At 62.9% G+C, this 13,290-nt stretch carries 9 protein-coding genes; 4 read left to right on the plus strand and 5 right to left on the minus strand.

The genetic code is table 11. The features are described 5' to 3' along the window. Positions 1–4 precede the first annotated feature (4 nt). Positions 5–2,491, plus strand: coding sequence for a translation initiation factor IF-2 (gene infB, locus ACESL9_RS00275; RefSeq protein WP_372610386.1), 2,487 nt, complete (start codon positions 5–7; stop codon positions 2,489–2,491). Between the two features lie 117 nt (positions 2,492–2,608). Here the strand turns inward: infB and mutT are convergent, their stop codons facing one another. From mutT to ACESL9_RS00290, 3 genes are read right to left on the minus strand one after another with little or no spacing between them, the layout of a single operon-like run. Then, the gene (gene mutT, locus ACESL9_RS00280; RefSeq protein WP_372610384.1) at positions 2,609–3,007 is read right to left on the minus strand and encodes an 8-oxo-dGTP diphosphatase MutT; all 399 of its coding nucleotides are present in this window, start codon (positions 3,005–3,007) and stop codon (positions 2,609–2,611) included. Positions 3,008–3,015: 8 nt separating this feature from the next. Beyond that, a complete protein-coding gene (gene argJ / locus ACESL9_RS00285) occupies positions 3,016–4,245 on the minus strand; it encodes a bifunctional glutamate N-acetyltransferase/amino-acid acetyltransferase ArgJ (RefSeq protein WP_372610382.1) in 1,230 nt (409 codons plus the stop codon). Positions 4,246–4,249: 4 nt separating this feature from the next. Beyond that, positions 4,250–5,107, minus strand: coding sequence for a peptidylprolyl isomerase (locus ACESL9_RS00290; RefSeq protein ID WP_372610380.1), 858 nt, complete (start codon positions 5,105–5,107; stop codon positions 4,250–4,252). Between the two features lie 178 nt (positions 5,108–5,285). Between ACESL9_RS00290 and secA the strand changes: the two genes are divergently transcribed. The 3 genes from secA to ACESL9_RS00305 all read left to right on the plus strand — a co-directional run bounded on the left by secA (position 5,286) and on the right by ACESL9_RS00305 (position 10,853). Then, positions 5,286–7,988 carry a preprotein translocase subunit SecA gene (secA, locus tag ACESL9_RS00295; RefSeq protein ID WP_372610378.1) on the plus strand — a complete coding sequence of 901 codons (2,703 nt, stop codon included), beginning with the start codon at positions 5,286–5,288 and terminating at the stop codon, positions 7,986–7,988. A gap of 104 nt (positions 7,989–8,092) precedes the next feature. Then, positions 8,093–9,259: a translocase gene (locus ACESL9_RS00300; protein WP_372610376.1), complete on the plus strand. Its 1,167-nt coding sequence runs from the start codon at positions 8,093–8,095 to the stop codon at positions 9,257–9,259. A gap of 40 nt (positions 9,260–9,299) precedes the next feature. Continuing rightward, on the plus strand, positions 9,300–10,853 hold the full coding sequence (locus ACESL9_RS00305; RefSeq protein ID WP_372610374.1) for a phosphate ABC transporter substrate-binding/OmpA family protein: 1,554 nt from the start codon (positions 9,300–9,302) through the stop codon (positions 10,851–10,853). A gap of 4 nt (positions 10,854–10,857) precedes the next feature. Here ACESL9_RS00305 and radC read toward each other — a convergent pair whose 3' ends face one another. Then, positions 10,858–11,622, minus strand: coding sequence for a RadC family protein (radC, locus tag ACESL9_RS00310; protein WP_372610372.1), 765 nt, complete (start codon positions 11,620–11,622; stop codon positions 10,858–10,860). A 454-nt stretch (positions 11,623–12,076) separates the two neighbouring features. Then, on the minus strand, positions 12,077–13,228 hold the full coding sequence (dnaJ, locus tag ACESL9_RS00315) for a molecular chaperone DnaJ (RefSeq protein WP_372610370.1): 1,152 nt from the start codon (positions 13,226–13,228) through the stop codon (positions 12,077–12,079). Positions 13,229–13,290 lie beyond the last annotated feature (62 nt).

The raw sequence follows: 13,290 nt of genomic DNA on the forward strand, positions 1-13,290 counted from the left end.
CCATATGAGCGATAGTGACGGCAAAAAGACATTGGGCCTCACGGGCGGCCGCCCCGGTAGCGTAAAGCAGAGCTTTAGCCACGGGCGGACAAAGAATGTCGTGGTCGAAACCAAACGCAAGCGCGTCGTCGTGGCCAAGCCCGGCGCGGGCAAGCCCGTGTCGCCGACAACGAAGCCGGCGTCGGGCAATCCGGCCAAGCGTCCGGCGGGCATTTCGGATGCGGAACTCGAACGCCGGATGAAGGCGTTGGCTGCGGCCAAGGCACGCGAATCCGAAGAGGCCGCCGAACGCGAAGCCGAGGAAAAGGCCCGAGAGGAAGAGCGCCAGCGCCGCCGCGAGGAAGCCGAGCGCAAGGAACGCGAGGAACGCGAGCGTGAAGAGGCGTTGAAGGCCAAGGCCGAAGAAGAGGAGCGTCAGAAGCGCGAGGCCGAAGAGGCCGCAAAGCGCGCCGCGGCCGCCGCGGCAGCGCCCCCCGAGGATGCGGCCGCCGCACCGCGCGCAGCCAAGACGGCCCCCAAGCCCGCGCCCGAACGCAAGACCGAACGCGAGGACCGCAACCGTGGTGCCAAGGCGCGCGACGATGGCGGGCGCCGGTCGGGCAAGCTGACCCTCAACCAGGCGCTCTCGGGCGGTGAAGGTGGACGCCAGCGGTCGATGGCCGCTATGAAACGCAAGCAGGAGCGCGCCCGGCAAAAGGCAATGGGCGGCCAGGTCGAGCGTGAAAAGATCGTCCGCGAGGTTCAGGTCCCCGACATGATCGTGGTCAGCGAACTGGCCAACCGGATGGCCGAACGCGTCGCCGATGTCGTCAAGTCGCTCATGCAGATGGGCATGATGGTCACGCAGAACCAGCCGATCGACGCCGAAACCGCGGAACTGATCGTCGAGGAGTTCGGCCACAAGGTGGTCCGCGTATCCGACGCCGATGTCGAGGACGTCATCAAGACCCAGGAAGATTCGCCCGACGATCTCAAGCCGCGGCCGCCGGTGATTACGGTCATGGGCCATGTCGATCACGGCAAGACATCGATTCTGGATGCGATTCGAAACGCCAAGGTCGTATCGGGCGAGGCGGGCGGCATCACCCAGCATATCGGCGCCTACCAGGTGACAACCGATCAGGGGGCCGTGCTGACCTTTCTGGACACGCCGGGCCACGCCGCCTTTACCTCGATGCGCTCACGCGGGGCACAGGTGACGGATATCGTGGTGCTTGTCGTTGCTGCCGATGATGCCGTTATGCCGCAGACCGTGGAGGCGATCGCGCACGCCAAGGCGGCCGAGGTTCCGATGATCGTGGCGATCAACAAATGTGACCTGCCGGCCGCCAACCCCGACAAGGTGCGCACCGACCTGCTCCAGCACGAGGTGGTTGTCGAGGCGATGTCGGGCGACGTGCAGGATGTCGAGGTATCGGCCCAGACCGGGCAAGGGCTGGATGAACTGCTTGAGGCCATTGCGCTTCAGGCCGAGATCCTTGAACTCAAGGCCAACCCGGATCGCGCCGCCGAGGGCGCGGTGATCGAAGCGCAGCTTGACATTGGCCGCGGTCCTGTTGCCACCGTTCTGGTGCAGCGCGGGACATTGCACCAGGGCGACGTGTTCGTCGTGGGTGAGCAATATGGCAAGGTGCGCGCGCTGATCAACGACAAGGGTGAGCGCGTCAAGGAAGCCGGCCCCTCGGTTCCGGTCGAGGTTCTGGGTTTGAACGGCACGCCCGAAGCGGGCGATGTTCTCAACGTGGTGGAAGCCGAGGCGCAGGCGCGCGAGATCGCGGAATACCGCGAGGCGGCCGCCAAGGAAAAACGCGCCGCGGCGGGCGCGGCGACGACGCTCGAACAGCTCATGGCCCAGGCCAAGGAGGACGAGAGCGTTTCGGAGCTTCCCATCGTGGTCAAGGCGGACGTGCAAGGCAGCGCCGAAGCCATCGTTCAGGCGATGGAGAAGATCGGCAACGACGAGGTGCGCGTGCGGGTCTTGCATTCCGGTGTGGGTGCGATCACCGAAAGCGATATCAGCCTTGCCGAGGCGTCTGGCGCGCCAGTCATCGGGTTCAACGTGCGCGCCAATGCCCCGGCGCGCAATTCGGCGAACCAGAAGGGCGTAGAGATTCGCTATTACAGCGTGATTTACGACCTGGTTGACGACGTGAAAGCAGCGGCAAGCGGTCTTCTGTCGGCCGAGATCCGCGAGACCTTTATCGGCTATGCCGAGATCAGGGAAGTGTTCAAGGTCTCGGGCGTCGGCAAGGTGGCGGGCTGTCTTGTCACCGAAGGCGTGGCCCGGCGCAGCGCCGGTGTGCGTCTCTTGCGCGACGACGTGGTGATTCACGAAGGTACGCTCAAGACGCTGAAGCGCTTCAAGGACGAGGTAGCCGAGGTCCAGTCCGGTCAGGAATGTGGGATGGCCTTCGAGAAATACGAGGACATCCGCCCCGGCGACGTGATCGAGATTTTCGAACGTCAGGAGGTCGAGCGCAAGCTCGACTGATCCGAACGGGAAACTCAAAGAGAAGGGGCGGCCCGTACAGGGCCGCCCCTTCGTCATTCAGGCCACGGCCCTTTCGTGACGCCCGGGCGCATTGACCCTGGTCGCAGGCACCGGGCCCTAGAGCCAGTCGCGCAGAATCGGGATCAGCGGAATATCGGCAGGCGGCATGGGATAGCTGCGCAGATCGCGGGCCCGCACCCATTTCAGGGTCTGGCCTTCACGTGCATGGGGGATACCCTGCCACTTTCGGCAGACGAAAAGCGGCATCAGCAGGTGAAAATCATCATAGCTGTGCGAGGCGAAAGTGAGCGGCGCAAGGCATGAGCCCCAGGTGTCGATGCCAAGCTCTTCCTGCAATTCGCGGATCAGGGCGTGTTCCGGGGTCTCGCCCGGTTCGACCTTGCCCCCCGGAAATTCCCAAAGACCGGCCATGGACTTGCCCTCGGGGCGTTGTGCGAGCAAGACGCGCCCGTCGATATCGACAAGCGCGACGGCCGCGACAAGAACGATGTTCATCGGCCCCGTCACGAGCGATAATCGGCGTTGATGTCGATATAGCCGTGGGTGAGATCACAGGTCCAGACCGTGGCCGCACCCGCACCGAGGCCGATATCGACGGAAATCATGATCTCGTCGCGCTTCATCAGTGCGGCGGCGTCCTCTTCGCGGTAGCCGGGTGCGACCCAGCCCTTTTCCGCCACCAGAACATCGCCGAACCGGATGCTGAGAAGGTCGCGGTCAGCGGCGGCGCCGGACTTGCCGACGGCCATGACGATCCGGCCCCAGTTCGGATCCTCACCGGCGACGGCGGTCTTGACCAGCGGCGAATTGGCGATGGAAAGGGCGTGGGTTTTCGCGTCGGCATCGGAGGATGCCCCGGTGACGCGGATTTCAATGAACTTGGTCGCCCCTTCGCCGTCGCGTACGACCTGATGGGCGAGGTCGAGCATGACCGAATGGAGGGCGGCGCGAAACTCGGCGTCTTCGCCGGCAATTTCGACGCCGCTGACCCCCGTGGCGGCCAGAAGCAGGGTGTCGGAGGTCGAGGTATCGCTGTCGACGGTGATCGAATTGAAGGTCGGTCCGGTAAGGTCGGACAACATTGACTGAAGCGCGGGCTGTGCGACCGCCGCGTCGGTGAAGATATAGACCAGCATCGTCGCCATGTCCGGCGCGATCATGCCCGACCCCTTGGCAATGCCCGCGATGTTCACCACCCTGCCGTCGCGGTTGAAACTGGCCGACGCGCCCTTGGGAAAGGTATCGGTGGTCATGATGGCCCGAGCCGCATCCGCGATGGCGGTTTCATCGAGGGTGCCGGCCAGATCGGCGAGCCGCGACGTGATGCGTTCATCCGGCAGCACCTCGCCAATGACGCCGGTCGAGGCGGAAAAGACCCGCACCTCGGGCAGGTCCAGCGCGTGGGCGACGCCCTGGGTCACGCGACGAGCCGCAGCGGACCCGTTCGTGCCGGTAAACGCGTTGGCGTTGCCGGAGTTCACGATGATCGCGGCCCCTTCGGTCGCATCGCCGCCGATCTTGGCCTGGCAATCGAGCACCGCCGCGGAGCGGGTGGCGGATCGGGTGAACACCCCGGCGACAGAGGTTCCCGGCGCCAGGCGGGCCAGCATGACATCGGGACGCCCGGCATAGCGCACCCCGGCGGCAACGGTCGCGAACGCGGCCCCGCCGATAACGGGCAGGGCGGGAAAACCCGCAGGCGCGAGCGGGGAGCGTTTCGGCGTCTTGGCCAAGGTGTCAGTTCTCCAGGAGGGATGTATCTTTCAGCATGGCCGGATCAATATCGCTTTCGCCGCTCCGGTCGATGGTCGCTTCCTCGGTCAGCTCGTCGATGCGGGACTGGATCACGTCGGCCTGGAGTTCACTCTCGATCTCGGCGCGGACATCCTCGAATTCGGGGGCGTCCGTGAGCCGTGTTTCATTGAGCTTGATCACATGCCAGCCGAACTGGGTCTCGACAGGGGTTGAGAGTTCGCCGACCTCGAGCGCCAGCACGGCCTCCTCGAAGGGTGCGACCATCATGCCTTCGCCGAACCAGCCAAGATCGCCGCCGTTGGGGCCGGAGGGACCGGTCGATCTTTCGCTTGCCAGCGTGGCGAAATCGGCCCCGTCTTCAAGCTCGGACAGGATGGCGCGGGCTTCTTCCTCGGTTTCGACGAGAATGTGGGCCGCGTTGTATTCCTTGGCCGGGGTCGCGTCGGCATATTGCTCTTCATAGGCCGCGCGAAGCGCATCTTCGGAGAGCTCCGAGTCGAGCGTTTTCTGGATCGCCTCGGCGGCCATGAGCGAACGCTCTTCATTCTCGAGGGCGGTCTTGACCCGGCCGGGCATCGCGCCCTCGTGGGATTGCATCAGCACGGTCTGATGCACGAGCTGATCGAGGACACCCTGAAACAGCACGTCATCGGGAAGTTGCGCGTATTGCTCCGGAAGGTTGTTGCGCATGAGGATCATGTGCGCGAGCGTGATCTCGGTGCCGTTGACGGTGGCGACCACCGTATCAGCGTTGGGCGCATCGTCGGCCATGAGCGGCGCGGCGCCGGTCAAGGCCACCGCGAGAAGCGGCGCAGCGAGAAATGAGAGACGATTCGACATCGGGTTGTCCTTTGCTGTTGCCGCGCGGGAACGCGACGTTGACACTGCCAGAGCCGCCCCTTACATCGCCTTAAGACAAAGGCAAAAGCCGCTCTTTGGAGCCCGTTGTAGGGGCTGAGAAATGGAGGGGCAAGCAAATGCCGCCCTTGAAAACGACAATAGCCGGATCGGATGGAACATGCTGGGATTTGGAACGCTTGCGAAAAAGGTCTTCGGAACGCCGAATGACCGGAAGATCAAGGCGACCCGCCCCACCATCGACAAGATCAACGCACTTGAGCCCGAGTTCGAGGCCCTGTCGGACCAGGGATTGAAGGACAAGACAACGGAGCTTGCCGACCGCGCCAAGGGCGGCGAGAGCCTTGACGACCTGTTGCCCGAAGCCTTTGCAAACTGCCGTGAGGCAGCCAAGCGCACGCTGGGTCTGCGGGCGTTCGATGTGCAGTTGATGGGCGGCATCTTCCTCCATCAGGGCAATATCAGCGAGATGAAGACCGGCGAGGGCAAGACGCTGGTTGCGACCTTTCCCGCCTATCTCAATGCACTGACCGGCAAGGGCGTGCACATCGTCACGGTCAACGACTATCTGGCCAAGCGTGATGCGGAATGGATGGGCAAGGTTTACGGCGCGCTGGGCCTGACCACCGGCGTGATCTATCCGCAGCAGCCCGAGGCCGAAAAGCGTGACGCCTATCGCTGTGACGTGACCTATGCCACCAACAACGAGCTGGGTTTCGATTACCTGCGCGACAACATGAAATCTTCGCTTGAGGAGATGGCGCAGCGCGGGCACGGGTTTGCCATCGTGGACGAGGTCGACAGCATCCTGATCGACGAGGCACGCACGCCGCTGATCATCTCGGGGCCATCGCAGGATCGGTCCGAGCTTTACCTGACGGTTGACAAGCTCATCCCGGAACTCTCGGACGATCATTTCACGATCGACGAAAAAACCCGCAACGTGACCTTCACCGACGAAGGCAACGAATGGCTCGAAGAACAGCTCAAGACACGCGGGCTTTTGCCCGAGGAACACAGCCTCTACGACCCGGAAAGCACGACCATCGTGCACCACGTCAACCAGGGTTTGCGGGCGCACAAGCTTTTCGCCCGGGACAAGGATTACATCGTGCGCGATGGCGACGTGGTGCTGATCGACGAGTTCACCGGGCGGATGATGCCGGGACGGCGCCTGTCGGACGGGCTTCACCAGGCGATCGAGGCCAAGGAGGGTTGCAACATCCAGCCCGAGAACATCACCCTCGCCTCGGTCACCTTCCAGAACTATTTCCGGCTCTACGAAAAGCTGTCGGGCATGACCGGCACGGCGGTCACGGAGGCCGCGGAATTCGCCGAGATCTATGGCCTGGGCGTGGTCGAGGTGCCGACCAACCAGCCGATTGCGCGGGTCGATGAGGACGATGCGGTCTATCGCACCACCGCCGAGAAATACGACGCGATCCTCGAAACGATCCGCGAAGCGAATGCCAAGGGACAACCGATCCTGGTGGGCACGACCAGTATCGAGAAATCCGAGCTCTTGTCGGAAATGCTGACCAAGGCCGAGATCACGCACAACGTGTTGAATGCGCGCCAGCATGAGAAAGAGGCACAGATCATCGCCGATGCCGGCAAGTTCGGCGCGGTGACCATCGCCACAAACATGGCCGGGCGCGGCACCGATATCAAGCTGGGCGGCAATGTCGATTTCAAGATCATGGAAGCGATCGAGGCCGACCCGGAGGCCGACCCCGAAGAGATCCGCAAACGGATCGAGGCGGAGCACGCCGAGGACGAGAAGAAGGTCAAGGAAGCCGGGGGGCTGTTCGTTCTGGCCACCGAGCGCCACGAAAGCCGACGTATCGACAACCAGTTGCGCGGCCGCTCAGGCCGTCAGGGCGACCCGGGGCGCAGCGCGTTCTTCCTGAGCCTCGAAGACGACCTGATGCGCATCTTCGGGTCGGAGCGGCTCGACAAGGTGCTTTCCAAGCTCGGCATGCAAGAGGGCGAGGCGATTGTGCACCCATGGGTGAACAAGAGCCTGGAACGCGCGCAGGCCAAGGTCGAGGCACGCAATTTCGACATCCGCAAACAGCTGTTGAAATACGACGACGTGATGAACGAGCAGCGCAAGGTCGTGTTCAAGCAGCGGCTCGACATCATGAAGGCCGAAGACCTGTCGAGCATCGTGCGCGACATGCGCAACGAGGTCATCGACGATCTGGTCGAAACCTATATCCCGCCCAAGAGCTATGCCGATCAATGGGATGGCGAGGGGCTTTATGCCGCTGCGCAGGAACATCTCGGGATCGACGTGCCGGTGACCGATTGGGTCGACGAGGAAGGGGTGGATGACGACGAGATCATCGAGCGGCTGGAAAAGGCCAGCGACGAGTTCATGGCCAAGAAGACGGCCGCTTTCGGCCCCGACAACATGCGTTCCATCGAGAAACAGGTGCTGCTTCAGACCATCGACACGAAATGGCGCGAGCATCTTTTGACGCTCGAACATCTTCGAAGCGTCGTCGGGTTTCGTGGCTATGCCCAGCGTGATCCGCTGAACGAATACAAGACCGAAGCCTTCCAGCTTTTCGAGGGGATGCTCGATAGCCTGCGGCTCGACGTGACCAAGACACTGGCACAAGTTCGACCGCTGAGCGACGAGGAACAGGCGCAAATGATGGAACAGATGCAGGTGCAGCGGCAGATGCTCGACCAGCAAGCAGAAGCCGCGACAGCCGGTGCCGCACCGAACCCCGAAGCCGCCGCCGAAGGCTTCGATGAAACGGACCCATCGACATGGGGCAACCCGGGGCGGAATGCGCCCTGCCCCTGCGGTTCCGGCAAGAAGTTCAAGCACTGCCACGGGCGATTTCTCTAGGCCCGGATGCCTTGAAGGGGTCAAGATGACTCCTTCATGGGGCCACAACGGCGCCGCTTTTCCCACCGATACTCATCCAAAGAGAACGAGTATTGGAGGCAGTCATGCCGGACCGAAAACGCATATTCACGATTGGCGGGACGCTCTTCGCGATCGCCGGAATCGGCTTTTTCATGCAGAATGGCCAGTCGGGCCCAGGGCAGGCCGCGATGAACCAGGCCGCAAGCGAACCGGTCGAAATACTTGATATTTCGAGGGCGGAACCGACTGCGGCAGACACGCGGGAGACATCGGAGGTCGAGGCGTCGTCAACCGCGAACCCGACCGAGGCCGAGGCAACATCAGATACGGCATTGATGGACAGCATCGCAGAAGAACCGGCACCCGAGGTCGAGACGTCGACATCGGCCGGGGACGATCCCGCCATCCCGAACCCGGAGCAGGCGCAAGCGCGCGACGAGGCCGCGCAGACCGTTTTCGAAAGCGCGGCGCTCGACGATCCCGTCATCACCGTCGCGCCCGAAATCACGCCCGAAATCTCGGAAGCTTCAAGGGATGATCAGGCGACCCAAGAGCCCGACGAGACGCAGACCTGCGACCCCGAAATGAAGGTCGAAACCGTCGCCGCCGCGCTTGTCAACGTTTCTATTCACGCGGAATGCCTGCCCAATGAGCGGGTAACGCTGGAACATGCCGAAATGGTCTTTAGCGAAGCGACAGACGCGGAGGGAAAGCTCGAGGTGACAATTCCCGCCCTCGTCGAAGACGCGCGGATCACCGCCACCTTCGTCGACGATCACGCGGTCTCGGCCAGCGCGACGGTCAGTTCACTCGAATTCTATGACCGCGCTGTCATCCAGTCGAGCAACGACAGTGCTGTCACACTTCACGCTCTGGAATACGGGGCAGAGCATACGGATCGCGGCCATGTCTGGTCCGAAGCGACCGGCGGCATCGAAAACGCCGCGACGGGCAAGGGTGGCTTCCTGATCACGCTGGGTGATCCTTCGATGGACAACGCCCGAGTGGCGCAGGTTTACAGCTTTCCCACCGGCATCGCCCAGGAGGAAGGCCAGGTGGAACTGAGCGTCGAAATCGAGGTGACGGACCGCAATTGCGGGCGCACGGTAGACGCAAAGGCGATGCAGCGCAGCGCGGCTGGCGAGCTCGATGTTAAGTCACTGAGCCTGACAATGCCGGATTGCGATGCAATTGGAGACCTTCTTGTATTGAAAAACCTCGTCAATGACCTGAAAGTGGCGCGCAACTGAGTTCGCCACCTTCGCCACGATCGAGGTCTTTTTGAAACCCATGGTCTGTGCGGCGGTCTTCGCCGCACTTTTCCTTTTGAGTGCAGTCCCGGCCGTGAACGCCGATGACGTGACCCTAAGGTCGCGCGACGGCGCGATCGAGTTGAACGGGACGATGCTCGGATTTGACGGCGAGTTCTATCGCGTCGACACGATCTATGGCGAATTGACGGTCGATGGATCCGGGGTCACCTGCGAAGGTCCGGGATGTCCCAACCTGATTGATTTCGTTGCCGAATTGACCATTTCGGGCGCCGCGACAATGGGCAATCTTCTGGTGCCGGCCCTGATCGAGGCCTTTGCCCTTCTGCAGGGCCTGGAGGCCAGACGAGCGGACAAGGGAGAGAACACCTTCGAGTATGTGTTGTCTGATCGCAGTGATGGGGCGGAGAAGGGGCGCTTCCGATTCAGCCTGACCAATACCGACGAGGGGTTCGCCGACCTGCTTGCCGACGAGGCCGATATGGCCATGGCCTTGCGCGAGGTTCGGCCGGAGGAGGCCCGCCTTGCCCGCGATGCGGGGCTTGGCGATCTGACTGGTCGGGCACGCAGCCGGGTACTGGCGCTTGATGCCCTGGTGGCCGTGGTTGCGCCCGGAAACCCGGTCGACAGCATAAGTATCGTCGAGCTTTCAGAGGTGTTTGCGGGCGAGATCACCAATTGGAAGGCGCTCGGCGGCCCCGATGCGCCGATCAGCCTTCACCTCCGCGACTCCGCGTCGGGGACGGGGCAGGCGGTCGAGGACCGTATCATGGCTCCGGCAGGGCTTGCGCTGTCGCCCTCGGCCACGCGGCACAGCAGTGACAACGCGCTGGCCCGTGCTGTGGCGATGGACCCCTTTGCCCTGGGTATCGCCAGCAAATCCGCGACGGGAAACACGCAAGCCCTCGTTCTGAAAGGAGGTTGCGGGTTTCCCCTTGCGGCCACGCGGCGCACGGTCAAGACCGAGGACTATCCGTTGACCGCGCCAATGTTCCTGTATCTGCCGACGCGGCGCTTGCCGAAACTGGCGCGCGAATTTCTGTCTTACACACGTAGCCCGCAGGCCCAGATGGTGATCCGGCGGGCGGGGTTCATTGATCAGGCCCCGGAAGAGATCACTGTCGATGCACAGGGGAATCGGCTGGCCAATGCGATTGCCGCGGCGGGGCCAGAGGACGGGCTGGCCAAGCTTCAGGATATGCTGAAAAAACTTCAGGACATGAAGAGGTTATCGACTTCGTTTCGATTCGAGGCGGGTTCGGTCAAGCTCGACGCACAGTCACGGTCGAACATTCAATTGCTGGCACGGGCATTGGAATCCGGGCGCTACGACGGGCGCGAAATCCTGTTCGTCGGCTTCAGCGATGGCGCAGGATCGGCGGAATCCAATCTGGCGATTTCCCAACGCCGGGCAGAAGCCGTGGAGAAGGCCGTTCGTACCGCGGCTGAAACCGCGAATTTCGACCGTTTGACAATGGGTTATACGGGGTTCGGAGAGGCAATGCCGATGGCCTGTGACGATAGCGCCTGGGGCCGGCAGGTGAACCGGCGGGTCGAGGTCTGGCTGCGTTAGGGTGCTAGAGCAAACCCTCGGCGCGAAAGCTGAGCTCGGCGGATTTTCCGATGATGAGATGGTCGTGCAGGGTCAGACCCAGCGCTTGTGCGGCGGCTTCGACCTGCCCGGTCATGGCGATATCCTCGGGGCTGGGCGTGGGGTCACCAGAGGGGTGATTATGCACCAGAATCAAGGCGCTAGCGTTGAGTTCCAAGGCACGTTTGACGACCTCACGCGGGTAGACGGGGACGTGATCGACAGTGCCGCGCGCCTGTTCCTCGTCGGCGATCAGCACGTTCTTGCGGTCAAGATAGAGAACGCGGAATTGCTCGGTGTCGCGATGGGCCATGGTGGTGTGGCAATAGTCGAGCAGAGCGTCCCATGACGAGACGACATGGCGTTGCATGACGCGCGACCGGGCCAGGCGCTGTGCCGCGGCCTCAACGATCTTCAACTCACAGATCACCGCCTCGCCCACACCCTTGACCCGGGCCAGCCGCTCGGTCGGGGCGGCGAGCACACGGTTGAAATCACCGAATGTTTCCAGCAGCTTATGAGCCAATGGCTTGACATCCTGACGCGGGATCGCACGGAACAGCACCAGTTCGAGGATCTCGTAATCGGGCAGGGCCTGCGCGCCGCCCGAGAGAAAGCGGGCGCGCAGGCGTTTGCGGTGATCGGAGATATAGGAGGGGCGCTTGCCAGAGGGCAGCGCCGGGACGATCTGAACCTCGTCATCGTCGAAAAGCGGCAACGGGCCTTCGGAAAACTGGGGCGTGGCGGTCATGCCCCGAGTGTGAGCCGGATCTGGTGAAGAATTGGTTAATTTCGGCAAGGGTTAACGATTCTTTTTGGGCCGAGACAGGGGGGTGATTTGCGTATGACTCCCGGCTGCCGCCCAGCTGCCGGGTCACGGGGTGGCGCCCGGCGGGGCAATCATGAACCCGGCGCGCGGTGTTTGTTAAGCAAAAAGAAAGGGTGCGTGAGAACACGCACCCGCAAGATGATTCGGCAGCGAGGGTAGATCGCAAGACCAATGCCAGACGAGAGGACAGCAGATGGCCGCGGTCGGGTGCTCACAACGTCGGCGCCATGCGCATTATCCCGAAACGTCATCCCCCACTCGAAGCGATGCGCATCACCTCAAAGGCACCCGGCCGGATGCTGCCCGGGCGACTTCGCCGCTGTTCCGGGCGGGAGATTCAATCCAGCATGACACGCACCGGGCGGCTCTCTTCGGCTCAGCCCTTCATCGCGTCCCAGAAACTCTTGACCGAGGAGAAGAAGGACGAGCTTTGCGGGTTGTTCTCTTCGCTCAGCTCCTCGAACTCCTTGAGAAGCTCCTTTTGCCGCGCGGTGAGATTCACCGGGGTTTCGACCGCCAGTTCGATGAACATGTCGCCCGCGGGGCCGCCGCGCAGGGCGGGCATGCCCTTGCCGCGCAGACGCATCTGGCGCCCCGATTGCGAACCGGCGGGAATCTTCACGCGGCTGCGGCCGCCATCGATGGTGGGCACCTCGATATCGCCACCCAGCGCGGCGGCGGTCATCGAGACCGGCACGCGGCAGAAGAGATCATTGCCTTCACGTTCGAAGAGATCGTGTTTCTCGACCTCGATGAAGATGAAAAGATCGCCCGCCGGACCGCCACGCATCCCGGCCTCGCCCTCACCCGCGAGGCGAATGCGGGTGCCGGTTTCGACGCCCGCGGGGATGTTCACGGAAAGCGAGCGGTCCTTGTGAACCCGGCCCTGTCCGTGGCAGACCTTGCAGGGGTTCTGGACGATCTGGCCCAGCCCGCCACAGGTTGGACAGGTGCGTTCGACGGTGAAAAAGCCCTGTTGCGCGCGGACCTTGCCCATGCCCGAACAGGTCGGGCAGGTTGTGGGTTCGGACCCGCTTTCGGCGCCGGTGCCGTCACAGGCATCGCATTGCACCGAAGAGGGCACGTTGATGGTTTTCTGCAGACCCGAAAACGCCTCTTCCAGCGTGATGCGCATGTTGTAACGCAGGTCGGCGCCGCGGGTGGCGCGCTGTCGCCCGCCGGGGCCACCGCGCCCGCCCATGAAATCGCCGAAGAGATCGTCGAACACGTCCGAGAAGGCCGAGGCGAAATCGCCATGGCCGGGATGACCGCCGGGTCGTGCACCACCACCGCCCATGCCACCCTCGAAGGCGGCATGACCGAACCGGTCATAGGCGGCCTTCTTATCGGCGTCCTTCAACACCTCGTAGGCTTCGTTGGCTTCTTTGAACTGGGCCTCGGCCTGTGGGTTGTCGGCGTTGCGGTCGGGGTGAAGCTCTTTGGCCTTCTTGCGGTAGGCTTTCTTGATTTCGTCGGTCGAAGCGCCCCTGGAAACACCGAGCACCTCGTAAAAGTCGCGTTTTGCCATCGGGTTATCCCCTTTCAAAGGACCACTTGGGGCCGGGCCGGATCATGGCCCGGCCCCTGAGA

The sequence above is a fragment of the Aquicoccus sp. genome (assembly GCF_041686535.1).
GTDB lineage: Bacteria > Pseudomonadota > Alphaproteobacteria > Rhodobacterales > Rhodobacteraceae > Aquicoccus.